The organism is Streptomyces sp. NBC_00582 (assembly GCF_036345155.1).
Lineage (GTDB): Bacteria > Actinomycetota > Actinomycetes > Streptomycetales > Streptomycetaceae > Streptomyces.
This window is the reverse complement of sequence record NZ_CP107772.1, coordinates 7,347,011-7,371,345: the sequence shown is the minus strand read 5'-3', so window position 1 is coordinate 7,371,345 and position 24,335 is coordinate 7,347,011. Positions and strand designations below refer to the sequence as shown.

17 protein-coding genes and 2 pseudogenes are annotated in these 24,335 nt (G+C 73.5%); 9 read left to right on the top strand and 10 right to left on the bottom strand.

The genetic code is table 11. The annotated features are described in order from the left end of the window. The first annotated feature begins 72 nt into the window (after window positions 1–72). From OG852_RS33345 to OG852_RS33315, 7 genes are all read left to right on the top strand, one after another. Window positions 73–1,098, top strand: coding sequence for an AAA family ATPase (locus OG852_RS33345; RefSeq protein ID WP_133909706.1), 1,026 nt, complete (start codon window positions 73–75; stop codon window positions 1,096–1,098). After that, complete coding sequence (locus OG852_RS33340) at window positions 1,088–5,413, top strand: SAV_2336 N-terminal domain-related protein (protein ID WP_330349889.1); 4,326 nt, start codon at window positions 1,088–1,090, stop codon at window positions 5,411–5,413. Before OG852_RS33345 ends, OG852_RS33340 begins: the two co-directional genes overlap by 11 nt. A gap of 90 nt (window positions 5,414–5,503) precedes the next feature. Further along, on the top strand, window positions 5,504–6,442 hold the full coding sequence (sigJ, locus tag OG852_RS33335; RefSeq protein WP_133909705.1) for an RNA polymerase sigma factor SigJ: 939 nt from the start codon (window positions 5,504–5,506) through the stop codon (window positions 6,440–6,442). Continuing rightward, window positions 6,442–8,562 carry an MMPL family transporter gene (locus OG852_RS33330; protein ID WP_330349888.1) on the top strand — a complete coding sequence of 707 codons (2,121 nt, stop codon included), beginning with the start codon at window positions 6,442–6,444 and terminating at the stop codon, window positions 8,560–8,562. The genes sigJ and OG852_RS33330 overlap by 1 nt, the downstream gene beginning before the upstream one ends. Before the next feature lie 215 nt (window positions 8,563–8,777). Then, a complete protein-coding gene (locus OG852_RS33325; protein WP_133909704.1) occupies window positions 8,778–9,818 on the top strand; it encodes a rod shape-determining protein in 1,041 nt (346 codons plus the stop codon). Window positions 9,819–9,978: 160 nt separating this feature from the next. Further along, the gene (locus tag OG852_RS33320; protein WP_330349887.1) at window positions 9,979–11,070 is read left to right on the top strand and encodes a glycoside hydrolase family 5 protein; all 1,092 of its coding nucleotides are present in this window, start codon (window positions 9,979–9,981) and stop codon (window positions 11,068–11,070) included. Window positions 11,071–11,155: 85 nt separating this feature from the next. Then, window positions 11,156–12,040 carry an LLM class flavin-dependent oxidoreductase gene (locus OG852_RS33315; protein WP_133909702.1) on the top strand — a complete coding sequence of 295 codons (885 nt, stop codon included), beginning with the start codon at window positions 11,156–11,158 and terminating at the stop codon, window positions 12,038–12,040. Here the strand turns inward: OG852_RS33315 and OG852_RS33310 are convergent. The 3 genes and pseudogenes from OG852_RS33310 to OG852_RS33300 form a co-directional block, all read right to left on the bottom strand. Next, window positions 12,037–12,198 (bottom strand): annotated as a pseudogene (locus tag OG852_RS33310) (MmyB family transcriptional regulator); the annotation flags it as partial. The gene OG852_RS33315 and the pseudogene OG852_RS33310 sit on opposite strands and share 4 nt — an antisense overlap. Before the next feature lie 79 nt (window positions 12,199–12,277). Continuing rightward, window positions 12,278–14,599, bottom strand: a complete 2,322-nt coding sequence (locus tag OG852_RS33305; RefSeq protein WP_133909701.1) for an FdhF/YdeP family oxidoreductase — start codon at window positions 14,597–14,599, stop codon at window positions 12,278–12,280. Window positions 14,600–14,681: 82 nt separating this feature from the next. Then, the gene (locus OG852_RS33300; protein ID WP_133909700.1) at window positions 14,682–15,833 is read right to left on the bottom strand and encodes a glutathione-independent formaldehyde dehydrogenase; all 1,152 of its coding nucleotides are present in this window, start codon (window positions 15,831–15,833) and stop codon (window positions 14,682–14,684) included. 485 nt (window positions 15,834–16,318) lie between these two features. On the opposite strand from OG852_RS33300, the gene OG852_RS33295 reads away from it, so the two are divergent. Both OG852_RS33295 and OG852_RS33290 read left to right on the top strand, forming a co-directional pair. Beyond that, window positions 16,319–16,963, top strand: coding sequence for a class I SAM-dependent DNA methyltransferase (locus tag OG852_RS33295; protein ID WP_133910413.1), 645 nt, complete (start codon window positions 16,319–16,321; stop codon window positions 16,961–16,963). Window positions 16,964–17,141: 178 nt separating this feature from the next. Further along, a complete protein-coding gene (locus tag OG852_RS33290) occupies window positions 17,142–18,752 on the top strand; it encodes a SpoIIE family protein phosphatase (protein ID WP_443064669.1) in 1,611 nt (536 codons plus the stop codon). Window positions 18,753–18,766: 14 nt separating this feature from the next. Here the strand turns inward: OG852_RS33290 and OG852_RS33285 are convergent, their stop codons facing one another. The 7 genes and pseudogenes from OG852_RS33285 to OG852_RS33255 all read right to left on the bottom strand — a co-directional run bounded on the left by OG852_RS33285 (window position 18,767) and on the right by OG852_RS33255 (window position 24,313). Next, window positions 18,767–19,558, bottom strand: a complete 792-nt coding sequence (locus OG852_RS33285; protein ID WP_133909699.1) for a hypothetical protein — start codon at window positions 19,556–19,558, stop codon at window positions 18,767–18,769. Window positions 19,559–19,706: 148 nt separating this feature from the next. After that, window positions 19,707–20,696 (bottom strand): NAD(P)-dependent alcohol dehydrogenase, encoded by a 990-nt coding sequence (locus tag OG852_RS33280; protein WP_330349885.1) that lies wholly within the window; start codon window positions 20,694–20,696, stop codon window positions 19,707–19,709. A 154-nt stretch (window positions 20,697–20,850) separates the two neighbouring features. Next, on the bottom strand, window positions 20,851–21,552 hold the full coding sequence (locus tag OG852_RS33275; RefSeq protein WP_443064588.1) for a TetR/AcrR family transcriptional regulator C-terminal domain-containing protein: 702 nt from the start codon (window positions 21,550–21,552) through the stop codon (window positions 20,851–20,853). Window positions 21,553–21,721: 169 nt separating this feature from the next. Beyond that, on the bottom strand, window positions 21,722–22,615 hold the full coding sequence (locus OG852_RS33270) for an alpha/beta hydrolase (RefSeq protein WP_133909696.1): 894 nt from the start codon (window positions 22,613–22,615) through the stop codon (window positions 21,722–21,724). A gap of 117 nt (window positions 22,616–22,732) precedes the next feature. Further along, window positions 22,733–23,158 carry a nitrile hydratase accessory protein gene (locus tag OG852_RS33265; protein WP_133909695.1) on the bottom strand — a complete coding sequence of 142 codons (426 nt, stop codon included), beginning with the start codon at window positions 23,156–23,158 and terminating at the stop codon, window positions 22,733–22,735. Further along, window positions 23,155–23,292: pseudogene (locus tag OG852_RS33260) on the bottom strand (nitrile hydratase subunit alpha); the annotation flags it as partial. The pseudogene OG852_RS33260 and the gene OG852_RS33265, both read right to left, overlap by 4 nt. Before the next feature lie 115 nt (window positions 23,293–23,407). Further along, entirely contained in the window at window positions 23,408–24,313 is a 906-nt protein-coding gene (locus tag OG852_RS33255; protein ID WP_330349883.1) for an AraC family transcriptional regulator, read from the bottom strand. Window positions 24,314–24,335: the final 22 nt, after the last annotated feature.

Genomic DNA, 24,335 nt, shown 5'->3' with positions numbered 1-24,335 from the left:
GCCCCACGCCGCCCCCTCGCAGTCGTACACGCAGTCGTACACGCAGTCGTACTCGGAGAGTTTCGGAGAACCATGCCCCACTGGACCGTCTACACCGGGAACAGCGCGCCGCACGACGGCATCGACCGGCTGCCCGCGCCACCGCCCTGGCGGGCGTTCGACGGCGAGCCCGTGCTGCCGTCCCCGCGCGACGGCGAGGACGAGGCCGCCGTCTCCCCCGACCGCGTCCACCGCGCCCGCTCCTACGTCGCCACCCCGGAGAGCGTCCAGCTCGTCAACGCGGCCCTCGTGCTGCGCCGCCCGCTGCTGGTGACCGGCCCGCCCGGCACCGGCAAGTCCTCCCTGGCGTACGCGGTGGCCCGGGAACTGGGCCTCGGTCCCGTGCTGCGCTGGAACATCACCAGCCGCTCCACCCTCGCCGACGGGCTCTACCAGTACGACCCGCTGTCCCGGCTGTACGCGGCCCGGCAGGCGGCACGGGCGGCGGAGGCCCTGCCGGGCGGCGGCGTCGAGGACCATCTCCGGCTCGGCCCCCTCGGCACCGCCCTGCTGCCGTACGCCCGTCCCCGCGCCCTCCTGGTCGACGAGATCGACAAGAGCGACCTCGATCTGCCGAACGACCTGCTGAACGTGCTGGAGGAGGGCCAGTACGAGATCCCCGAACTGACGCGCGCCGCCCGCCACTCCGTCGGCGGCGCCACCGCCGAGGTCCTCGCCGACGGCACCGACGCCCCGGTCGCCGTCACCCGGGGCCGGGTCCGCTGCCGGGCCTTCCCGTTCGTCGTGCTGACCAGCAACGGGGAGCGCGAGTTCCCGCCGGCCTTCCTGCGCCGCTGTGTCCGGCTGAAGCTGCGCCGCCCGGGCCGTGAGCAGCTCACCGAGATCGTCCGCGCCCACCTCGACACCCCGCCCGGCGAGGCGGAACACCTCATCAACCGGTTCCTGGCCCGCGCGGCCGACGGTGAACTCGCCACCGACCAACTGCTGAACGCCCTCTATCTGACCGGGGTCGCGGGCCTGGACGCCGACTCGCGCGACGCGCTGGCCGAGCAGCTCATGCCGTACCTCGGCGCCACGGCGGACGGCGATGGCTTCTGAGCGACCGGGGCCCGAGGGAGGGGCCGCGAGCGGCGACACCTCCGCCCTGGCCCGGCTGAGCGCCCTGCTGACCTCCGCCTCGGACACCCCGCCGACGGCCCGGGAGCTGGCGGAACTGCTCTGGCTGGCACGGCAGTCGGAGGACGGCGCGTCCTCGGCGGAGTCGGCCGGAGGGGGTGCGACTCGGAGGGCCGGGGCGAGCGAGGCCGCCCCGGCGGCAGCGCCCGCCGCCCCGGCGACGCCCCCCGCCCCTCAGGTCCCGCCCCCGCTGCCCACCGCCGACCGGGTCCCCCTCCACCTCCCCCCGCCGCGCCGCCCGGCGCCCCCAGGGACGGGAACCACGGACGGCACCCCCCTCCTCGCCCCCGCGCCCTCGATGCTCCCCCACCCGCTGGCCCTCCAGCGGGCGCTGCGCCCGTTGAAGCGGACGGTGCCGGCGGCCCGCGCCCGGCGGCTCGACGAGCGGGCGACGGCGGACCGCATCGCGCGGCTCGGCGCGCATCCGGACGTCTGGCTGCCGGTGCTGCGCCCCGCCCGCGACCGCTGGCTGCGGCTGAACCTGGTCCACGACACGGGCCCGACGATGCCGGTCTGGCGGCCCCTGGTCCGCGAACTGCACACCGTGCTGGCCCAGTCGGGCGTCTTCCGCACGGTCACCCTGCACCCTGCGGGCCCCGACGGCCGTGCCCGGCAGGTGCCCGATCCGGGGGACGGCCGGACCGTCACGCTGGTCGTCAGCGACTGCATGGGCCCGCAGTGGCGCCCCGGCCCGGCGGGCGAGCGCTGGTACCGCACCCTGCGGCACTGGGCGTCCCGGATGCCGCTGGCCGTCGTACAGCCGCTCCCGGAGCGCCTGTGGCCGACGACGGCGCTCCCGGCCGAGCCGGGTGTCCTGTCCTCGCCCGCCGCGGCGGCGCCCCTCACCGCGCTCGCCTTCACCCCGTACGCCCCGGAGGCAGAGGCCCCGCCGGACCCTTCCGCCCTCCCCCTCCCCGTCCTCGAACCGGGCGCGCCGTGGCTCGCCCACTGGGCGGCGCTGGTGGCGTCCCCGGGCGGCGCCCGCGCCGCCGGAGCGGCGGCCCTCCTGCCCCCCACCCCACCCGTCTCCCCTCCCTCCCCCTCCCCCACGGACCTCCCGGCCCACGACCTGGTCCTGCGCTTTCGCGCCACCGCCTCCCCCGAGGCCTTCCGCCTGGCCGGTCACCTCGCCCTGGCGGTGCCGTCCGTGCCGGTGATGCGCCTGGTCCAACGCGCCGTCGACCACGACCCGCGCCCGCAGCACCTCGCCGAGGTGATCCTCAGCGGTATGCTCACCGCCGCCCCCGGCCCACCCGGCTCCTACGACTTCCGCCCCGGCGTACGCGACCTCCTCCTCCGCACCCTCCCCCGCTCGACACGCGCCCGCACGGTCGAACTCCTCGATCGGATCGGGAAGTTGATCGACGAGCGGGCCGGCCTGACGGTGGGTGAGTTCCGCGCGGCGGCGGCCGGAGGCCACGGGGAGAGCGACGGGACGGCGTTCGCGACGGTGAGCCCGGAGACCGTACGGCGGCTGGGCGGGACTGCCGCCGAAGAGCTGATCGGCGGACGGTACCGGCTGCTGGAGCGACGCGGGGCGGGGCAGCGGGTGTGGAGCGCGGTGGACGTACGCACCGACAGGCCGGTCGTCGTCCACCTGTACCCGGAGCGGCCCGCGTCCCGGGAACGCTTCCTGCGGGAGGCGCGGGCCCTCTCCGAGATCGACGATCCGCATGTGGTGCGGGTGACGGACTTCGGGGTGGAGGGCGAAAGGCCGTATCTGGTCGCGCAGTTCGTGGACGGCGTGACGATGGCCGAGCTGGTCGCCGGCAGCGGGCCCGGTGTGTCCTTGGCGGTGTTCGCACGACTGGTGTGCGACGGCACGGCCGGGCTGAGCGCGCTGCACGAGCGGGGGCTGGTGCGGGGGCAGGGGGACGCCGAGGGGCTGTTGCTGCGGCCCGACGGCCGGCTGGTGCTGAGCCGGTTCGCGCTCGGCGACCGGTTCGGTTCCACGGGCGCGGAGTCGGACACCGCCGCCTTCCACCGGCTGCTTGCGCGGCTCGCTCCGGATGTGCCGGCTCCCCCGTCCCACCACGCGCTGCTCGCCGAGATCGCCGACGGCACGGTCCCGTCGTCCGCGCCGGCCCGGCTCGCCGAGGCACGGGAGGCCGACCCGCTGGAGATCCGCATGCTGGGCCCGCTGCGCATCAGCCGCTCCTCGGAAGCACTGGGCCTTCCTTCCCCCCACGCCCAAGCCATGCTGTGCATGCTGGTGCTCAACGACGGGCGCCGGCTGACCCATGAGGAACTGGCGGCGGGTCTGTGGGAACAAGCGCCTGCCGAGCGGGAGCGCAGGCGCGCTCTGGACGCCCTCGCCGGGGAGCTGGGCCGTCTCCTGGGCCCCGGCACCCTGGCCGCGGTCTCCGACGGCTACGCCCTGCACATGGCGGGCGCGTACGTCGACGTCTTCGCCTGCGAGGTGCTGGTCCCCAGTCAGCGCCGCACCCTGCTCCAGGAAACGCTCGCCCTCTTCCGTGGCGACCCCCTCGAAGGCGTTCCCGGCCCCGCCGCCGAAGCCGCCCGCGTGCGTTTGCGGTCGCTGCGCCGGGATCTGACCGCCGCGTTGGCGGAGGTCTCGCCGCCTCCCCTCCGTTTCGAGACCGACGCCGATCTCTCCGCTCACCCCGGGAGCCGGATCGCGCTCGAGTACGCCGTTCATCAGGTGCTCGAGCGGGGAGCGCTCACGCCTCAGCAGTACGAGGTGCGGGTCCGGCCCAACGGGTACTCCGTGCGGGTGGCGGACGGGACCGATCTGCTTCCCGTGCTGGTGGCGGCGTTGCGGTGGCTGCCCGAGCACTGGGCCACCCTCGGTGAGGCGCCGCGGCTGCTCGTGGCGTTCGGGATTCCGGAGCGGCGGAGTGTGCGGTCCGGGGGGCGGATGCTGATCGTCGTGTCGCCGGAGCTCTACGGCCGCTTCACCGCGAGTTCCGCCGCCTCCGGGCCGTACCGGTTCCATCCGTTGCTCGGGGAATCCGGGGCGCCCAACGCCTGGTACCACCCGGGTGGAGAGCGGCGGGAGCTGGTGAGAGGGCCCGAGGTCGTCGACGATCTCGGGCGGCTCGGGATGCCCGCGCCCGGGCGCAGCGCCGTCGTGCACACCGGCCCCGAGGGGCCGCTCACGCTGCTCAACCCGGCCGACCCGTACGGCGGAGAGGCGCCCCGTCCGGTGACGTACTACGAGGTGGACCTCACCCCGCGGCACGCCGTCCACCAGGTCTCCCTGCCCAGCTCCGGCAAGGGAGACTTCACCGCCGCCGTGGAGCTGTCCTGGCGGGTCGCCGATCCGGTGGCGTTCGTACGGGCGGAGGTCGCAGGCGTCGCGGAGCGGTTGCTGGAGCACGTCCGGGAGGCGGCGCCCCGGATCACCCGCCATCACTCCGTACGCCGGCCCGCGGGCGCCCAGCGGGCCGTCAACGCACAGCTCGGGCGGTGGCCCGTACCGGGGCTCCATGTCAGCTGCACCGCCACCCTCGCGCCCGACTACGCCCCGCCCCCGGAGCTGCCCGGCACGACCGCCACCGCCCGTTCCCTCTCCGAGCTGCTCGCGGACGCCGAGACCGTGCTGCTCGGCTTCGACGGCCCGCTGGTGCGGCTGTTCACGGCGACGAGCGCCCGCGCCGCCGCGCTGGAGCTGCTGCGGGTGGTGGCGGAACACCGTGATCCCGAGGACGCGCTGCGTGGCCGGGCGGCGGGGGACGCGGGGGCGGCCCGGGAGCTGTTCGTGCATCCGCTGGACGTCCTGCGCGCCTTCGCGCAGGACCCGGTCGGCCCGCTCCTGCGGGAAGGGCTCGACGCGCTGGAGCTGCGGGCCGTACCGGACGCGCCGACGACCCATCACTCGCTGGCCCTGGTCCGCGCCCTGCACTCCGCCGGGCGGCGGGTGGGGGTCGCCACGGACGTCTGCGAGCCGGCCGTGCGCCGGCATCTGGAGACCCACCGGCTGCCGCTGCTCGCGGGGGTGCACGGCCGCGCCGACGACCTCGGCCGGCTCATGCCGCACCCGGACTGTCTGCTGCGCGCGCTGTCCCCGCGGGGCGCCCCGGCCCGCACCGGCGTCCTGATCGGCTCGACGCTCGCCGAGCTGACCGCCGCCCAGCAGGTGGGCCTGCGGTTCATCGGTCTCGCCCGCAACCCCACGGTCGAGCAGGCGCTGCGCGAGGCCGGCTGCGCGGTCACGGTGTCCTCGCTCACCCACGTGCTGGAGGCGGCCCGGTCCCTGGAGCACCCCCCTCGATGAGATGTGGGTCACATGGCGAGGCGGCGATGTCACACTCGGGCGGCCCGGCGCCCTCTCAGTTCGGAAAGCATCCGCGACGGGAGGCCCACGATGTCCCACCCACCGCAGCCGGTGGCGCACACCGCGACCCAGGTGTTCGCCGACCACCGGGAGCTGCTGTTCTCCATCGTCTACAACATGCTCGGCAGCGTCTCCGACACCGAGGACGTGCTGCAGGAGACCTGGCTGTCGTGGGCGGCCCGGCACGAGGCGGAGGGCGCGGAGGCGATCGGCCGTCCGCGCGCCTATCTGGTGCGGATCGCCGTCAACGGGGCCCTCGCCCACCGGGCCGCCGTCAGCCGCCGCCGGGAGACCTATGTCGGGCCCTGGCTGCCGGAGCCGCTCGTCGGGCCGCTGGGTGACGCCCCGGCCCCCGCCGACGGGGAGGACGCGGCCGTGCGCGCCGAGTCCGTGTCGATGGCGCTGCTGGTGGTGCTGGAGACGCTCACCCCGCTGGAGCGGGGGGTGTTCGTGCTGCACGAGGTGTTCGGCTACGCCCACACCGAGATCGCGGAGATCCTCGGCCGCAGCCCCGCGGCGATCCGTCAGCTCGCCCACCGTGCCCGCGAGCACGTCCACGCCCGGCGCCCCCGGTACGAGCCCGATCCGCAGGTCCGGCGGCAGGTGACCGAACGGTTCCTGGCCGCCGCGCTCGGCGGTGACCTCGACGCCCTGCTGCGGCTCCTGGCGCCGGACGTCACCCTGTGGGGCGACGGCGGGGGCAAGGGCGCGGGAGGCCTGCGGCCGCTCCGGGGCCGGGACAAGGTGGCCCGGCTGCTCGCCTCGGTCGCGCCCCGCTCCGGCGAGGGCCTGCGCATCGCCTACCGCAGCGTCAACGGCGATCCGTCGGCGCTGCTGTTCGCCGGCGACACCCCGTACGCCGTCCTCGTCCTCGACCTCACCCCGGACGGGGACCGGGTGTGCGGGATCTACGCCGTCGCCAATCCCGACAAGCTCTCCCACCTCGACGGAACGCCGGGGGGCCGATGATGCCGCGCACCCTGGTGTCCCTGGTGAGCGGCCGGCGGGGGAAGTGGGTCGTGCTCGCCGTCTGGGCGGTGCTGCTGGTCCCGGCCCTGATGCTGGCGGGCCGGCTCGGTGATGTCGAGCAGAACGACAACGCGGCCTGGCTGCCCGGTGACGCGGAGTCGACCCGGGTCGTCGAGCGGGTGGCGCGGTTCCAGCCCGCCGACACCGTGCCCGCGCTGGTGATCTACGACCGGCCCGAGGGCATCACCGCCGCCGATCTGGCCAAGGCCCGGGCCGACGCCGAGGCCTTCGAGGGCGTGAAGGGCGTCGAGGGCACCCCGCAGGGGCCCGTGCCCTCCGCGGACGGCAAGGCCGTGCAGACCGTGGTCCAGGTGCACAAGGACCGGACGGGCTGGGAGGGGATCGGCAAGGTCGTCGACGCGCTGACCGAGGTGGGCGAGCGGGACGGGGGCGGTCTCGGGTTCCATGTCACGGGGCCGGCCGGTCAGGCCTCCGACTCCATCAAGGCCTTCGGCTCGGGGGGCGCGCTGACGGCGATCACGGCGTCGGTGGTGGTGCTGATCCTGCTGCTCACCTACCGCAGCCCGGTACTCCCCCTGCTGCCGCTGCTGACCGCGGGCGGGGCCCTGGTCACGTCCGAGGCGGTGATCTACGTCCTGGCGAGGAACGCCGGACTCACCGTCAACAAGCAGACCGGTTTCATCCTGACCGTGCTGGTCTTCGGCGCCGCCACCGACTACGCCCTGCTGCTCACCTCGCGGTACCGGGAGGAGCTGCGGCGGCACGAGGACCGGCATGCGGCGATGGCCCGGGCCCTGCGGCGCTCCGGCCCCGCGATCGTCGCCAGTGCCGCGACGGTCGCGGTCAGTCTGACGCTGCTGATGCTGGCCGCCCTCAACTCCACCCAGGGTCTCGGTCCGGCCTGCGCCGTCGGCGTCCTCGTCGGTCTGCTCGCCATGACCACCCTGATGCCGGCGCTGCTGGTCGTCTGCGGCCGCTGGATCTTCTGGCCGACGACACCGTCGTACGACGCGACGCCGGGGGCCGCTGCGGTCGCCGAGGGTGTCTGGGCGCGGGTGGGCACGGCCGTGGCCGGTCGCCCGCGGCTCGTGTGGGCCGGTACCGCACTCGTCCTCGGTGCCCTGGCGCTCGGGACGGTCGGGCTGCGGGCCGACGGGCTGGCCGGCACGGACCAGTTCACCGGGCGGCCGCAGACGGTGGTCGGCGAGGAGATCCGCTCCCGGCACTTCCCCGCCGGTTCGGGCGATCCGGTGTACGTGGTGGCGGAGGCGGGCGCGGCGGAGGGGGTGCGGTCGGCGCTGTCCGGCGTCCCGGGCGTCGCCCGGGTGTCCGCGCCCGTGGTGAAGGACGGTCAGGCCCTCGTCCTGGGCGAGCTGCGGGACGAGCCGAGCGGTACGGCCGCGATGCGCACGGTCGAGCGGGCCAGGACCGCGGTCCACCGGGTCGAGGGCGCGCGGGCCGAGGTCGGCGGGACGACGGCGGTCCTCCTCGACACCCAGGAGGCGGCGGCCCGCGACTCCGCGGTGATCATCCCGATCGTGCTGGTCGTGGTGTTCCTCGTCCTCGCGCTGCTGCTGCGGGCGGTCGTCGCGCCGCTGCTGCTGATGGCGACGGTGGTGCTGTCGTTCGGCGCGGCACTCGGGGTGAGCGCCCTGGTGTTCGACCATGTGTTCGGCTTCGCGGGGGCGGAGGCCTCCTTCCCGCTGCTGGCGTTCGTGTTCCTGGTCGCGCTGGGCATCGACTACAACATCTTCCTCGTCACCCGGGTGCGTGAGGAGGCCCTCCGGCACGGGACCCGGCGCGGGGCGCTGACCGGTCTGTCCGCCACCGGCGGGGTGATCACCTCGGCGGGGCTGGTGCTGGCCGGCACGTTCGCGGCGATGGCCTCGCTGCCGCTGGTGTTCGCGGCCGAGCTCGGATTCACGGTGGCGTTCGGCGTCCTGCTGGACACGCTGGTCGTCCGCTCGGTCCTGGTCACCGCGCTGACCCTGGACGTCGGCCGCTGGATGTGGTGGCCGAGCGCGCTGTTCCGGCGGTCCGACGGCCCCGACCGGGAGGAGGCCGAGCCCACCCCGGAACCGGCGCTCAGGAGCAGCTGACCGCGACAGGCCCCGAGCCCCTGCCCGGCGGCCCGTGGAGCGCCCGCCCGGGACAACCCCCCATTCGGGCGCGCCCCGCCCGGCCCTCTTGAAGAGGCGTCCCCCCTCGTGGTCCCCGCAGGATGCGAGGGAGGCCGGCCGTCCGGCGGCCCACCCGCACATGAGGACCGCCGGCCGGGCGGCCTCCATGGTCTGCGCTCTCGGGAGGACCTGCCATGACCGCCAGTCTGGAGCAGCTGCGCCGTTGCCACTTCGCCGTCGATCTCGGTGCGGCACGGACCCGGGTGTATGTGCGGGGGGCCGGGCTGGTGGTGGACCAGCCGTCCGTTGCCGCCGTGAACACCCGTACCGGCGCGCTGATCGCGGTGGGCGAGTTCGCCGAGCGGATGACCGGCCGCACCCCGGACTACATCCGGGTGATGCGGCCGGTCTCCGGCGGCACGGTCGTCGACATCGAGATGGCCCAGCGCATGCTGCGGCATCTGCTCGGCGACAAGGTCCGCCGGCAGTTGCGCCGCAAGCCGTTCCTGCGGGCCGCCGCCTGCACCCCGCACGACGCCGACCCGCTGGCCCGCCGCGCCACGATCGAGACGCTGGTCGGTCTGGGTTCGCGCCGGGTGGAGCTGGTGGACACCCTGATCGCCGCCGCGGTCGGCTGCGGGCTGCCGGTGGAGCATCCCGAGGCCACGATGATCATGGTGTGCGGGGCGGCCGCCACCCAGATCGCGGTGCTCTCGCTCGGCTCGATCGTGACCGCCGAGCGGATCCCGGTGGGCGGTGAGGCCGTGGACCACGCGATCGTGCAACACCTGCGCCACGAGCACGAGTTGATGCTGCCCAGCCAGTCCGTACGACCGTTGCAGCTGGCCCTGTCCGGCAACGGGCTCACCCCGCACGGCCCGTCCTCCACGGAGATCCACGGACGGGACGTCGCGACGGGACTCGCGCGGTCCGTCCTCGTCGACACCGCCGCCGTCCGGGGCGCGATCGAGACCCCGCTGACGGCCGTGCTGGACGGGATCGGCAGGGTGCTGCGGGACTGTCCGCCGGACCTGGTCGCCGACCTCGCCGACCGCGGGATCATGATGGTCGGCGGCTCCGCGCTGCTGCCGGGCTTCGACCACATGCTGCGGCAGGCCACCGGGATGCCGGTGCACATCGCGGAGCGTCCCGACATCTGCGCCGCGCAGGGCATCGGCGCCATGCTGGAGGGCCGGATCGCGCCGCTCACCCTCAACCCGCTGGCCGCCTCCTGAGCGGTCGCGGGGGTGCCGACCCGCAAACGTTACGCGCGCGAAACCTTGACGATCACCGGGCAGGGTGCCAAGCTTCCGGCGCCGCCATGTTTACGTAAACATCGCCCGCTCGCGGACGACGATGTTTACGTAAACATCGTCGTCCGGAAAGGGCAAGTCGATGCGCAAGACCCCCGTCACAGCCGCCTCCCGCTTCTCCCGCTCCTCCCGCTCACCCCGGCTGCGGGCCGCCCTCGCCGCGGTCGCCGTGGCCGCGGCCGTCGGCAGCACCCTCGCCGCCGCCCCCGCCTCCGCCGCCCCGGCCACGTCCGGGCTCGCCGCCGACACGACCCAGTTCAAGGGCGTGAACTGGGCCGACCCGCGCGACAACTTCGCCGACGACCTGCTCCAGCTGTCCGGTCTGTCGACCTCGGACAGCTACCGGCAGACGTACGCCAAGGCGACCCGGATCATCGCGGCGTTCCGCGCCAACCTCGGCGCCAACACGGTCCGGCTGCCGATCAACCCGTACACGGTGAACGGGGCGTACTGGAAGTCGTACCGCGGGGTCATCGACGCGGCCTCCGACCAGGGCTTCAAGGTGATCGTGTCGTACTGGGAGGGCACGGGCGACCGCAAGGACGGCTTCATCGACGACGAGGCCACCTACTGGCCGATGTGGAACACCGTCGTCAAGGCCTACAAGAACGACAGGCGCGTCTACTTCGAGCCGATGAACGAGCCGCACGGCTACACCGACACCGAGTGGGCCGACATCGCCGCGAAGTGGCTCGACACCTACGAGTCCGTGCCGCGCAACCGGGTCTTCGTCAGCGGCGCCGGCTACAACGACCACGTCACCTCGGTCTGCGCCGACCCCCGCCTGAAGGGCACCTACCTCTCGCTGCACCACTACGGCTTCTGGAAGTCGTACGCCACCTACGACCAGTGGGTGGCCGACCTGAAGGTGCGCATCGGGGACTGCGCGAACCGGACCGTGGCCGACGAGTTCGGCGCGCCCATGACCGACGGCCTGAACTACAACGTGAAGACGCCGGACAACAACTACATCAACTTCATCCAGGCCGTCACCGACACCTTCCGCGAGCTGAAGATGGGCTCGGTGTACTGGCCGGGGCTGCGCACCGACGACATCTACTCCGTGCAGAAGCTGGTCGGCCCGGTGAACCGTCCCTGGCTGGAGACCACCAACCAGTCCGGCGCGGACCGCCTCGCCTGGGCCTGGGGCCGCGGCAGGCCCGTCCAGGGCTGACCCCGACAGACCGGCCCGCCGTCCCTGACACCGGCGGGCCGGTCGCCGTTGATCCCCCTTCCGCCCCTCTCATAGGTTCCGGAGCATGACGAACGTACGCATCGGTGTGATGTACGACCGCGACTGGGCGCCCGAGGAGCTGCCGGGGTTCGCCCGGCGGGCCGAGGCGCTCGGGGCGGACGACCTCTGGGTGGTGGAGGACCTCGGCTGGAACGGCGGCGTGTCGGCCGCCGCCGTGGCGCTGGGGGCGACGGAACGCCTCCGGGTGGGCATCGGCATCGCCCCCGCCCCGCTGCGCAGCCCGGCGCTGCTGGCGATGGAACTGGCCACGCTGGCCCGGGTGTTCCCCGGCCGGCTGGTCGCCGGGATCGGGCACGGGGTACCGGAGTGGATGGCCCAGGCGGGCGTGGCGCCCCGCTCCCCGCTCGCCCTGCTGGAGGAGACGATCACTTCGGTGCGGGCGCTGCTGCGCGGTGAGCGGGTGGAGCTGGAGGGGCGCGAAGTACGGCTGGACGGCATCCGGTTGGTGCATCCGCCGGCCGAGGTCCCGCCCGTCGTCGCCGGTGTCGTACGGCCCCGATCGCTGGAACTCTCCGGCCGGGTCGCGGACGGCACGCTGGTCGCCGAGGGACACGGCCCGGGCGACCTGGACCGTATCCGCGCCCTGACCGCGCGGGGCGGCGCCACCCCCGACCACACGCTCACGGTCTTCTCCTTCGCCTGCGTCGGCGACGACCCCGCCGAGGTCTCCCGCGCCCTCCACCCGCACACCGAGGGCCACGGCGCCTGGCTCGGCCGCCCGCAGGAGGAGGTCTTCACCGTCTCCGGTACCGCGCGGGAGGCCGCCGGGCACATCGCCGACCTGGCGAAGGCCGGCGCCTCCACGGTCGTCCTCCGTCTGATCGCCCCGGAACCGCTCGGCCAACTGGCGGCGGTCCTGGAGGCTTCGGGGCGGGACGCGGGTCATTAGCTCCCCACGGACCGCAGGCCCAGGACCGACAGGAGTTCCAGGCGTTCGGCGTCCTGGGTGCCGGGTTCGGCCGTGTAGACCATGATGCGCAGATCGCTGCCCGCGACGCTGAGCGTGTCGCAGTCGAGGGTGACGGGGCCGACCCGGGGGTGGTCGACCCGAGAATCAAGGTGTACCCCCTTGATTGGCTTCTAATGTCGACATGCCGGAGCCGGGCCGGACCTACAGCGCGGGCGATCACGCTGGGCGTGGGGTGAGCCGGGTCCCGCCGCCGGAGGGTTCGACGCGGATCAGGACGGACTTGGTGACGGGGGTGTTGCTGGTCTCCGCCGTGGAGTCCAGGGCGACCAGCACGTTCGTCTCCGGGTAGTAGGCGGCGGCACAGCCCCGCGGTGTCGGGTAGCGGACGGCGCGGAAGCCGTCGGCGCGGCGCTCACCGTCGGGGCTGACACTCACCAGGTCGACCAGGTCACCGTCGTACAGCCCGAGGTCGCGCAGGTCGTCGCCGTTGACGAGGACGACCCGCCGGCCGCCCTTGATGCCCCGGTAGCGGTCGTCGAAGCCGTAGACGGTGGTGTTGAACTGGTCGTGGGAGCGCACGGTCGTCAACAGCAGGTGGCCGGGCGGGACGTCGGCCGCGGTCGGCGGGTTGACGGTGAACCGCGCCTTCCCGGTCGGGGTGGGGAAGGTGCGCGAGTCGCGCGGCGGCCTGGGCAGCATGAAGCCGCCGGGCCGGCGTACGCGCTGCTCGAAGGCGTGGAAGCCGGGGACCACGTGCTCGATGTGGCGGCGGATCACGGCGTAGTCGTCGCGCATGGCCCGCCAGCCGAGCCCGTCGCCCGCACCGTCGCGCGCCTCGCCGCCGTCGCCGTCGCCGTCACCGAAGAGCTCCCGCCCCAGGTCGGCGATGATGGCGACCTCGCTGCGCAGGTGCGGCGATCCCGGCGGGAGCCTGCCGTGCGAGGCGTGGACCATGGCCATGGTGTCCTCGACCGTGACGAACTGTTCGCCGCGGGCCTGCACATCGCGCTCGGTGCGGCCGAGGCAGGGCAGCAGCAGCGCCTCGGTGCCGTGGCACAGATGAGACCGGTTCAGCTTGGTCGCGATGTGGACGGTGAGGGAGCAGCGGGCCAGCGCGGCCTCGGTGACCTCGGTGTCGGGCGTGGCGGCGGCGAAGTTGCCGCCGAGGCCGATGAACACGTCCACCCCGCCGTCGCGCATGGCCCTGATCGCGTCGACGGTGTCGAGCCCGTGCGCGCGGGGCGGTTCGAAGCCGAACTCGTCGCGCAGCCGGTCCAGGAACGCGTCCGGCATCTTCTCCCAGATACCCATGGTGCGGTCGCCCTGGACGTTGCTGTGCCCGCGGATCGGGGCGGGCCCGGCGCCGGGGCGTCCGACGTTGCCGCGCAGCAGCAGGAAGTTCACGATCTCGCGGAGAGTGGCCACCGCGTTGCGGTGCTGGGTGAGGCCCATGGCCCAGCAGACGACGATCCCGTCCGCGGCGAGCACCTCCGCCGCGCAGTCCTCGATCGTACGGCGGGACAGACCGGCCATCGTCTCCAGGCTCCGCCAGTCCAGGGCCCGCCAGGCCGCTGCCGCCGCTTCGAAGCCCTCGCAGTGGCGGTCGATGAAGTCGTGGTCGAGGGCGGAGCCCGGCCGGGCGTCCTCGTGGGCGATCAGTGCCTTGTTCAGGCCGGCGAACAGGGCCAGATCGCCGTTGACGCGCACCGGGAGCCAGCGGTCGGCGAGCCGGGTGCCCGGGCCGAGGAGCCCGCGCGGGGTCCGGGGGTTGTGGAAGCGGCCGAAACCGGCCTCGGGGAGCGGGTTGGCGGCGATGATCCGGGCGCCGCGCCGCTTGGCCTGTTCGAGCGCGGTCAGCATCCGGGGGTGACAGGTCGCGGGGTTCTGGCCGACGACGACGATCAGATCCGCGTGGTCGGCGATGTCGTCGTACGCGATCAGGCCCTTGCCCAGGCCGAGGGTCTCGCCGAGGGCCGCGCCGCTCGACTCGTGGCACATGTTCGAGCAGTCCGGGAGGTTGTTCGTGCCGAGCCTGCGCGCCAGCAACTGGTAGAGGAAGGCGGCCTCGTTGCTCGTACGGCCGCTGGTGTAGAAGACGGCCCGGTCGGGGTCGGTGAGGCCGCGCAGCCGGTCGGCGACGAGGGCGAGCGCCTCCTCCCACGACACGGGGGTGTAGTGGGTCGCGCCGGGGGCGAGCCGCATCGGCCGGGTCAGCCGCCCCTGTGCCTCCAGCCAGTGGCCGTCGCGCTCGCGCAGGTCGGCGACGGAGTGCTCGGCGAAGAACTCCGCGCCGACGCGCTTGCGGGTGGCCTCCCAGGCGACGGCCTTCACCCCGTTCTCACAGAGCTCCGGGCTCTTGCGGTGCTCGGGCGCCGGGTCGCCCCAGGCGCAGCTCGGGCAGTCGAAACCGTCGGCCTGGTTCAGGCCGCGCAGTGTCCGCAGACTGCGCCCCGGTCCCATCTCGGTCAGGGAGTGGCGCGCGGACTCGGTGACGCTGGGCACCCCGACGCTGGACTTCCTCGGTCCCGTGGACTTCATCGCTTTGCTGACCTCGGTCTGCTCACGACGGGCCCGCCGCCGGGCTCGGCCCCGGCGGCGGACCCGCCGCCCGATGGGTGATCTACGCCGCGAGGGCGTGGCCGGGATGGAGTACGACCTTCGTGTACCCCTCGATCCGCTGGTCGAACTTCTCGTACGCGCTCGGCGCCTCCTCCAGCGGCAGCTCGTGGGAGACCACGAAACTGGGCTTGGCGCGCTTGGCGATGATCATGTCGCGCAGCTGGCGGTTGTACCGCTTGACGTTGCACTGCCCGGTGCCCATCTGCTGGCCCTTCTCGAACATCCTGCCGATGGAGACCAGGAGCTGGCCGTGCTTGGCGTGGTCGTCGGGCCCGCCGGGGTCGGACGGGACGTACAGACCGGGGACGCCGAGCATGCCGGTCGGCCGTACCGTCTCGACGAGCGTGTTGAGGACGACGGCGGGTTCCTCGTGGCTCGCGTCGTGCGACTGGGCCTGGTAGCCGACGGCGTCGACGCCCTTGTCGGTGCCTTCGCCGGCGGTCTGTTCCTTGATCTGGGCGGCCGGGTCGCCCTGGGTGAAGTCGATCGGGATCGCCCCGATCTCCTCGGCCTTGGCGAGCCGCTCGGGCACCCGGTCCACGGAGAACACCTTGGCCGCGCCGCGCAGCAGCGCCGAATAGGCGGCCATCAGACCGACCGGGCCGGCGCCGAAGACGGCGACGCTCTCACCGGGGGACACCATGGCGAGTTCGCAGCCGTGGTAGCCGGTCGGGAAGATGTCGGCGAGCAACACGAAGTCGGTTTCGAACTCCTCGCCCGGCGGCAGCTTCAGACAGTTGAAATCGGCGTAGGGCACCCGCAGTCGCTCCGCCTGCCCGCCGATGAACGGGCCCATGGCCACATAGCCGTAGGCCCCGCCGGCGAATCCTGGATTCACGGTCAGACAGAATCCGGTCTTCCCGGCGAGACAGTTCTTGCAGAATCCACAGGCGACGTTGAAGGGCATGACGACTCGGTCGCCCTTGGACAGCGAGGTCACTCCGGAACCGGTCTCCTCGACGATGCCGAGGTTCTCGTGCCCGAAGACGATGCCCGCCTCGGCGGCCGTGCGGCCCTCGTACATGTGCAGGTCGGATCCGCAGATCGCGGTGGACGTGACCCGTACCAGCACGTCGTTGGGGTGCTGGATGGACGGATCGTCGACCTCTCTCACGGTGACGCTGAAGGGCTTCTCGTAGACAACGGCTTTCACCTGGATCACCTCCGCGTCGAACGCCGGGTGGGCGAACCCGTGACGAGGCTGAGCCCCTCGGTCCGTGTCGTGGCCCTGGCGCTCTGGCTGTACCGCTGAATACCTCCAGCTAACGCTTGTCGCGGCGGGAACGGCAACCCCTCACGGAAGGGCATCCCCTTTTCCCTCACCGTCTTCCGGGGCACCTCGGGCGGCGGGCTGAGCGAACTGACCGAACTGGCGGCCGACGGGGCCTGCGAGGCGGCGGCCGATCTGACGACCGACGGCGTCCAGGACCTCGTGGTGGCGGCCAGCGGCAGCGACGAGGTGGACGTGTTCACCGGGTCCTGCGACTGAGGACGCCCCGGGACCTTCCACCCCGGGGCCGGGCGCCGGGAAGGAGGTACCGGGCCGTCCGGCACAGGACTGTGAAAAACTCACATAGGGGACATCCGGCGAGAGGAACCCGCGTGAACAACCCCGCCGAGCAGCTCGGCTACGGGAACATGCGGCTCGACCGCACCGGTCAGGCCGAGGCCTTCGACGCCATCGGCGACCGGTACGACGAGGCCTTCCCGCACAAGGAGGGCCAGGTCGCGTCCGCCGAGTGGCTCCTCACGTCCCTGCCGGCCGGGGCCCGGGTCCTGGACCTGGGCTGCGGCACGGGCCTGCCGACCGCGCGCCGGCTGGCGGAGGGCGGCTGCGCGGTCGTCGGGGTCGACCTGTCGGCCGGCATGATCGCGCTGTCCCGGGCCCATGTGCCCACGGGGGTGTTCCACCGGGCGGACATCGCGGACCTGCGCCCCGGCGGCCCGCTCGACCTCGGCCGTTTCGAGGCGGTCGCGGCCTTCTTCTCCCTGCTGATGCTGCCGCGCGCCGAGATCCCCCTCGCCCTGCGCACGGTCCACCATCTCCTGGTCCCGGACGGGCTGTTCACGCTGTCGATGGTGGAGGCCGACGTGGACGACTTCTCGATCCCGTTCATCGGCAGCACCATCCGGGTCTCCGGCTACCTCAGGGACGAACTGCGCGCGGTCGTGGAGGGGGCGGGTTTCGAGATCCTCGAGGAGTCCTCGTACACGTACGCCCCGGCGACCGCGGACGTCCAGCCCGAGGTGCAGATCTTCCTGCGCTGCCGACGGCACACCTGACGACAGAGCCGGAGGGACACCCGTGAGGAAGCACCTCGAAGCCGGCGAAGGCACGGCACCGCCGTCCGGCGGCCGCGCCGGGGCCGCGGCGCGCGCACGGTCCCGCCGGGGCAGTCCCGCCCCGCAGACCGACCGGCTCCGCTACCTCGACACGGCGACCCGGCGGATCGCCGGAGGGATGGACCTCGACGAGACGCTCTCCGCGCTGTGCGGGGCGGCCGTCCCCGCCTTCGCCGACACGCTCTTCGTCCACCTGTACGCGCCCCTCCCGGCCGGCGAGGCGCCCGCGGCCGACCCCCGGGTCCTGCGACTGCACCGGACGGAACGGTCGGCCGCGCCCCCTTCCGGCACCCCCGTCCGGGCGGCCGAGGTCGTACGGTCCTCCGCCACCGGTCCGCTCACCGGACTGCTGCGGAAGGGACGGCCGGCGTTCGGCGACACCCCGGGCATCGCAGCAGCCCTGGCCGAGCTGCTGGGCGCGGCGAACGTCCCCCACGCCGTCCCGCCCGGCCGGCGGCTGATCCTCGCCCCGCTGCACGGCCGCGGCCATGTCCTCGGCAGCCTGGTCCTGGTCCGCGCCCCCGGCCGGCCGGAGTTCACCCGCGACGACCTGCTCGTGGCCTCCCAGCTCGCCGGGCACACCGCCCTCGGCATCGACAAGGCCGTGGTGTACATGCGGGAGGCGTCCCTCGCCGACGCCCTCCAGCGCACCATGCTCCCGCCGTCGCTGCCCGAACCGCCCGGCGTCCGGCTCGCCAGCCGCTATCTGCCGTCCTCACGGACCGCCCAGGTCGGCGGCGACTGGTACGACGCGATCCCGCTGCCCGGCAACCGGGTCGCGCTGGTCATCGGCGATGTGATGGGGCACTCCATGACCTCGGCGGCGATCATGGGCCAGCTCCGCACCGTCGTACAGACCCTGGCCGGGCTCGACCTGCCCCCGGACGAGGTCCTGCACCACCTCGACGAACAGGCCGAGCGGCTGGGCAGCGAACACACGGCGACCTGCCTCTACGCCATGTACGACCCCGTGCTGCACCGGGTGCTGCTGTCCAACGCCGGACATCCCCCACCCCTGCTGCTGCACCCCGACGGCACCGGCGAGGTGCTGCGGATACCGCCGGGTGCGCCGATCGGCGTGGGCGGCGGCGGCTTCGAGTCCGTCGAGCTGCACGCGCCGACCGGAGCGACCCTGCTGCTCTACACCGACGGCCTGGTGGAGTCCCGTGACTCCGACGTCCTCACCGGCGTGGAACGGCTGCGGGCCCGGCTCGGGGCCGCCGCGTCCAGCACCGCACCGCTCGAGCAGCTGTGCGACGACGCGCTGGGTGTGCTCGGTGCCGGGGACCGGGACGACGACATCGCGCTGCTCGCCGCCCGCTTCGAGGGCATCCTGCCGGAGACCGTCGCCTACTGGTACCTGGCACCGCGCCCGCAGACCGCCGGCCAGGCCCGCCGGCTGACCCGCAGAACCCTGCACGAGTGGGGTCTGGACGCCCTGACGGAGTCCACCGAGCTGCTGGTGAGCGAGGTCGTGGCGAACGCCGTGCGCTTCGCCACCCGGCCGGTCACCCTGCGGCTGCTGCGCACGGACGTACTGCGCTGCGAGGTCGGCGACGACTCGCCCCTCGTACCGAGGATGCGGCAGGCCCGGCCGAACGACGAGGGCGGCCGGGGCCTGTTCCTGGTCAACGCGCTCGCCGGGCGCTGGGGGGCGACGAGGCTGAGCACGGGCAAGGTGGTCTGGTTCGAGCAACCGCTGCCGGGGGGCCGGCGCCGGGATCGGTGACCCCGGCGCCGGTCTCACCTCACGTCGACGAAGTCCCCCGTGGCCGTGGCCGGCCCCGTGGTGCCCGTGCCGGCGAAGACCCAGCGGAAGTAGCCGTCCTTCGTGGCCTTGGTGGTGGTCCTCAGGGTGCCGCCGGTGCCGGTGGTGACCGTCTTGAGGGTCGTGTAGGTGCTGCTGCCCTTCTTGCGGAACTGCAGCTTCACGGAGTGGCCCCGGTAGCCGGTGTAGGTGCCGTTCGCCCAGTCTGCGCGGGTCAGTTTGCCGGTGACCGTGATGGTTTTGCCCTTCTTCACCGGCTCGGGCGCGGCGTTGACCGTCACCTTGGCGTTCCGCTTGAACGTCGTCGTGGCCGCGACGTCGGCGTCCGTCCAGTCGTCGGTCGCGTCCTGGGCCTCGGTGAGGACGTTCCAGGTGCCGGCCAGGCTGTTGTGGCGGAAGTCCCGTGCGGCGTCCACCCCGAAGCTCACCTTGCAGGTGGAGGTGGTCGGGTCGGTGGGCGACACCGTGCAGGTGCCCGCCGGCGGGTAGGCCGGCAGGTGGCCGTCGGCGTCGTCGGTGTTGGGGCCGTGCCACAGGAAGGCCCAGGTCGCGACGACCTTGTCGGGGTCCGTCACCTTCCAGGTGATCGTGACGGTCTTCCGGGTGGTCGGGCCGAGCACGATGTCCTTGCCGCCGTTGACGACGACGTCCGAGAACGTGGTCGGGGTGGCCACGGCCCGGTCCGCCGCCTGGGCGGCGGCCGGAACCACCGAGGCGGACACGGCGGTGGCAAGGGATACGACGGCGACGGCCGAGCGGATACGCATGGACTCCCCCTTCGGGACTTCCGGGCCCGCCGGCCCCTGGGCACGGCGGACCTGATGATGTGTCACGCTCCCTAGACCCACGAGGAGCGCCCTCGGTTGCCCCGGCACGGACCCCCACGGGACCGGCTCGGCCTCGGCCCACGGCCGGTCACGGCACGGTGATCACGGCCTTGCCCCGCGCATGGCCCCGCTCCACGTGGCGCAGACCCTCGGCCGTGTCGGCCAGCGCGTAGGTGCGGTCGACGACCGGGGTGAGCCGGCCGGAGTCGACGAGGGCGGTGACGGCGAGCAGGTCCTCGTGCGTCGGTCCGGACGGGGCGGACGGCAGGATCGGGCGGAGCCGCTGCCGTACGACCGTGTCGAGCGCGGCCGTGCGCAGCAGGGAGCCGACGGCGCCGAACACCCGGCCGGGCGAGCCGCCGCCGTTGGCCACCAGGGTGCCGGTCGGCGTGAGCGCCCGGCGCAGTCGGGCCGGCGGGTGGTTTCCAACGTTGTCGAGGATCACGTCGTAGCGCCCGTGCCGCTCGGTGAAGTCCTCCCGGGCGTGGTCGACGACGTGGGCGGCGCCCAGTGAGCGCACCAGGCCGGCGTTGCCGGCGCTGCAGACCGCGGTGACCTCCGCGTCGAGGGCGGCGGCGATCTGCACGGCGAACGTGCCCACGCCCCCGGCGGCCCCGTTGACCAGGACCCGCTGTCCCGCCCGCACCCGGCCGACCGTCCGGATGCCGCGCAGGGCGGTCACCGCGCCCATCGGTACGGCCGCCGCCTGCGCGAAGGTGAGGCCCGGAGGCTTGGGGACCAGCAGGTCGGGGGTGGTGCGCGCGTACTCGGCGAAGGCGCCCGGGCAGAAGCCGAGGACCTCGTCGCCGGGCCGGAGCCCCTGCACCCCGGCGCCGACCGCCTCCACCTGCCCGGCCGCGTCGATCCCGGCCACCCGCTGCCTGGGCCGGGTCAGTCCCACGCCTCCGATCAGCCGGGCCACGTACGGGTCGCCGCGCAGCATGTGCCAGTCGTACGGGTTGAGCGCCGCGGCGCGCACCCGTACCAGCACCTGGCCGGCCCCGACCGTGGGCCGGTCGATCTCGGCCGGCCGCAGCACCTCCGGCGGCCCGAACCGCTCCTGGACGATCGCCTTCATCGGTCTCCCCCATTGCGCTCGGACACCTCGGACGCCCCGAAGGCGCCCCGGACCCCGGGTGTACGCCGTACACCTTCCTGACTGCACGGTAGGTGTACGCCGTACACCCGGTCAAGGGACAGGGAGGACCACGACCCTGCGAAGGAATCCGGCTTCAGGACGCGCGCAGGAGCCGTTCGAGGCCGTCCAGCGTCAGATCCAGGGCGAACTCGAACTCGGCCTGGTCGTCGCAGCCCGCGCCGACGACGGAGTCCTCGTCATGGGCGACCGCCGCGGCGAGGGCGGTGAGGTGGGGGTAGCGCGCCGCCATCTCCTCGGGCGGCGGCGCGTCCGGGTCCGGCGCGCGGTCGGGGGTGTCCTCGAACAGCTCCTGGGAGAAGCCCAGCAGGCGGCTGCCCATGACGTGCAGCGCGTGGTGCACCAGGCCGATCGGGAAGCCCCCGGCCCGGAAGATCCCGACCATCGAGTCGAGATACGCCAGGACGGCGGGGGTGGGCGTGACCCTCGCCTTGGTCCGCGCCTCGATCACCTCGGGCGCCCACGGGTGACGCAGCAGCATCCGGCGGGCCGACAGCACCCGCCGGCGTACGGCGGTCTTCCAGTCGGTGCCCTCGGCCGGCGGGTCGATCTCCTGGACGAGGACGTCGATCATGCCGTCCAGCAGCTCGTTCTTGTTGGCCACGTGCTTGTACAGCGCCATGGGCACGACACCGAGCGCCTGCGCGATCCTGCGCATGCTGAGCGCGTCGACCCCGCCCTCGTCGGCCAGGGCGACGGCGGTGCCCAGCACCCGCTCCCTGCTCAGGGGCGCGCGCTGCCGCGCGGCGGAGCCGGCCTGTGCGCTGATCCCCACCAACCCCTCTCGTACGGGCTACCCCGACGGCGGCCGCCCTTCCCGCCGACGAAGTTACCCCGTCACCCGGCCGGGCGGCGTATCGGCCGACGTCCGCCGCGGTCGCCCGCTCCGTCGGAAGAATGCCCCCGTGGACGGGACACCGTGACCGTCCACGGTCACGTCCGGCGCGTCAGGCGCCGAGCGCCGTGCGCAGCGTCGTCGCCATCAGGGTGATCGCCTCTCGGGCCGCGGGGACCGGGCCGGTGTGGGTGAAGTAGTGGTCGACCCCCTCGAAGACACGGTGGGTGACGGGGACGCCGGCGGCCTCCAGGGCCTTGGCGTAGGCGTCGCCCTCGTCGCGCAGGCGGTCGTTCTCCGCGGTGATGACGAGGGCGGGCGGCAGACCGGCGAGGTCGTCGGCCAGTGCGGGGGAGACGAGGGGATCGGACCGGTCGGCGGGGTCGGGGACGTAGGCGTCGGTGAAGATCCGCATCAGACCCGGGGTGAGCAGCGGTTTGGCGATTAGGGAGCGCTTGGTGGCGGGGTCGGCGAGCTGGTCGAGCGGGGCCGAGTCGAGGATCTGCAGCCGGGGGGTGAAGGTGCCGCGGTCCCGGGCCAGGCGGCAGACCGCCGCGGTCAGATTGGCTCCGGCGCTGTGGCCGCCGACGGCGAGCCGTGACCCGTCCCAGCCGCCCGCGGTGCCGTTGTCCGCCACCCAGGCGGTGACGTCGTAGGCCTGGGTGACGGGTGCGGGGAACGGCCGCTGCGGGGCGACGGCGTAGTCCACGTTGATCACGACACAGCCGGCCGTGGCGGCTATGGAGCGGCAGATGTGGTCGTCCTGTTCCGGGCGGGCGACGACGAAACCCCCGCCGTGGAAGTTGACGTACACGGGGGCGGGGGTCTCGGTCGTGGTGGTGGGGCGGTAGACGGTGCAGGCCACCGGGCCGGCGCCGGTCTCCACCCGGAGGGCCTCGGTGTGCGTCGGGACCTCGGTGGCGCGCAGGTCCTTGTGCACGCGGGACATCACGCGACCGAGCAGCAACTGGACGCCTCTGGCCTGGACGGTTGAGCTGAACGACATGATCCCGCTCCAGATCTGCAAAGTTAAAGTATCAGGATTCCTGTTGATGGTGTCCTGATGATGCACCCTTGCAGGGCCCTTTGGATACGTCGGTGCCGCTACCAGTTGCCGCCCGCCTCACGGTGGTGCGGGAAGGTCGGCCGGGGAGACGGCCACCGGATCGCGGTGGGCCCGGTGGTGACCGGCGTCGCGGGGTGTGGACAGGACCGTCCGTGTCCGTTCGGCCAGGCCGGCCCGGGACAGGGTCCCCCGGCCCGCGAGGACCGACTCCAGTGCCTCGAGCCAGTGGGCGTAGTAGCTCCACGGCTCGCCGTCCGGCTCCCTCTCCCAGCGCCGGATGGACTCGATGAGCGTCTCCTGGAACTCGCTCCACGCGTAGTGGCCGCCCTGGTGCGCGGCGACCGCCAGGGCGAAGGCGCGCGGCTCCCACGGGGCGTCGAAGGGACGGTCGGCGCCCGGCAGACCGCAGACCAGGTCCTCGACCCGGCGGCGCGCGGCGTCGGCGTCGGCCGCGCCGGTGTCCGGCCGCTGTGCGGCGGTCATGTCGCGGGGGTGGCGACGGGGGCGACGCCGATCATCGAGTCCCGGGTGACCAGCGTCCGCAGTTCCTCGACGCTCATCCCCTCGGTGCCCTCGGGCCGCTGCGGCAGCACCCAGTACCGCAGTTCGGAGCTGGAGTCCCAGACCCGACTACGTCAGCTCGGAGGTGGTTTCCGGCAAGTACCGGGGGAGCATGGCACCTCACCGGCATGGCCGCCCTTCGGCAGAAGACGGATACCGCGCATACGTGGACTAACCGCCCTGGTGCGTCAGGCGGAAGGTGCCCGGAGTGACGCCGGTGCAGCGGGTGAAGAACTTGCCGAAGTTGGTGGGTTCGGGGAAGCCGAGGCGCCGGGCGATGGTCGCCACCGGTTCGTCGGTGTGCGCGAGCAGCCGCCTGGCCTCCAGGGCGACCCGGCCGTCGATGACATGTTTGACGGGTTGTCCGGTGGCGGCCGTGCAGGCGCGGGTGAGGGTCTTGACGGTGTAGCCGAGGCGGTGGGCGTAGTCGGCGGCGCGGCGGGTGGTGGCGTAGGAGCGTTCCAGTTCGGCGCGGAAGCGGGCGTAGACCTCGCCGCCGGCGTCCGGGTCACCGCCACCATCCGGATGGGGTAGCCGGTCGATCTGCAACAGCACGGTGGCCAGCAGGAGTTGGAGGATCTCCGCCGACACGGCCTGCTCGGTGCGCTCGTACTCGGCGCGCATCTGGCCCAGCAGAGCGGACAGGACTGCGTATGCGGGGTCGGCGCCCAGCTGCCAGCACACGGGGCCGTACCACTCGTTCACCAGCCTCTCGGCGCTGCTGAAGTGCGGCGGGAAGGCAGGCGTGAAGAGGAGGTACGTGCCGTTGGTGGTTCCGGGGTCGACGAAACGCTGGACCTGCCCGGGCCGGATCCACATCAGGGTTCCGGGGCGGCAGGGATGGGTCACGAAGTCGATCGCGTGCTCCCCATTGCCCTCCGTGACGATGGTGAGGGTGTGGAAGTCCACCCGGTGCACCGCGTCGGGCCGACTGTTGCGACGGCGGCGCCGTTCATGCAGGGTCGCCAGGTCGACGATCTCGAGCCCGGGGACGCGTTCCTCGGGCGGATTGAAGTCGAGCCGGGGGATCGCGCCGCTCCGGGAGGGATCACCACCGGCCACGTCCCGGGGAACCATCGCGGTCTCCAGATGTCCTCGA

Excerpts from the sequence above, each read along its gene's own strand:
- OG852_RS33345 (WP_133909706.1), top strand. The coding sequence starts at position 73 with ATGCCCCACTGGACCGTCTACACCGGGAACAGCGCGCCGCACGACGGC.
- OG852_RS33340 (WP_330349889.1), top strand. The coding sequence starts at position 1,088 with ATGGCTTCTGAGCGACCGGGGCCCGAGGGAGGGGCCGCGAGCGGCGAC.
- sigJ (WP_133909705.1), top strand. The coding sequence starts at position 5,504 with ATGTCCCACCCACCGCAGCCGGTGGCGCACACCGCGACCCAGGTGTTC.
- OG852_RS33330 (WP_330349888.1), top strand. The coding sequence starts at position 6,442 with ATGCCGCGCACCCTGGTGTCCCTGGTGAGCGGCCGGCGGGGGAAGTGG.
- OG852_RS33325 (WP_133909704.1), top strand. The coding sequence starts at position 8,778 with ATGACCGCCAGTCTGGAGCAGCTGCGCCGTTGCCACTTCGCCGTCGAT.
- OG852_RS33320 (WP_330349887.1), top strand. The coding sequence starts at position 9,979 with ATGCGCAAGACCCCCGTCACAGCCGCCTCCCGCTTCTCCCGCTCCTCC.
- OG852_RS33315 (WP_133909702.1), top strand. The coding sequence starts at position 11,156 with ATGACGAACGTACGCATCGGTGTGATGTACGACCGCGACTGGGCGCCC.
- OG852_RS33305 (WP_133909701.1), bottom strand. The coding sequence starts at position 14,599 with ATGAAGTCCACGGGACCGAGGAAGTCCAGCGTCGGGGTGCCCAGCGTC.
- OG852_RS33295 (WP_133910413.1), top strand. The coding sequence starts at position 16,319 with ATGCGGCTCGACCGCACCGGTCAGGCCGAGGCCTTCGACGCCATCGGC.
- OG852_RS33290 (WP_443064669.1), top strand. The coding sequence starts at position 17,142 with ATGGACCTCGACGAGACGCTCTCCGCGCTGTGCGGGGCGGCCGTCCCC.
- OG852_RS33285 (WP_133909699.1), bottom strand. The coding sequence starts at position 19,558 with ATGCGTATCCGCTCGGCCGTCGCCGTCGTATCCCTTGCCACCGCCGTG.
- OG852_RS33280 (WP_330349885.1), bottom strand. The coding sequence starts at position 20,696 with ATGAAGGCGATCGTCCAGGAGCGGTTCGGGCCGCCGGAGGTGCTGCGG.
- OG852_RS33270 (WP_133909696.1), bottom strand. The coding sequence starts at position 22,615 with ATGTCGTTCAGCTCAACCGTCCAGGCCAGAGGCGTCCAGTTGCTGCTC.
- OG852_RS33265 (WP_133909695.1), bottom strand. The coding sequence starts at position 23,158 with ATGACCGCCGCACAGCGGCCGGACACCGGCGCGGCCGACGCCGACGCC.
- OG852_RS33255 (WP_330349883.1), bottom strand. The coding sequence starts at position 24,313 with ATGGTTCCCCGGGACGTGGCCGGTGGTGATCCCTCCCGGAGCGGCGCG.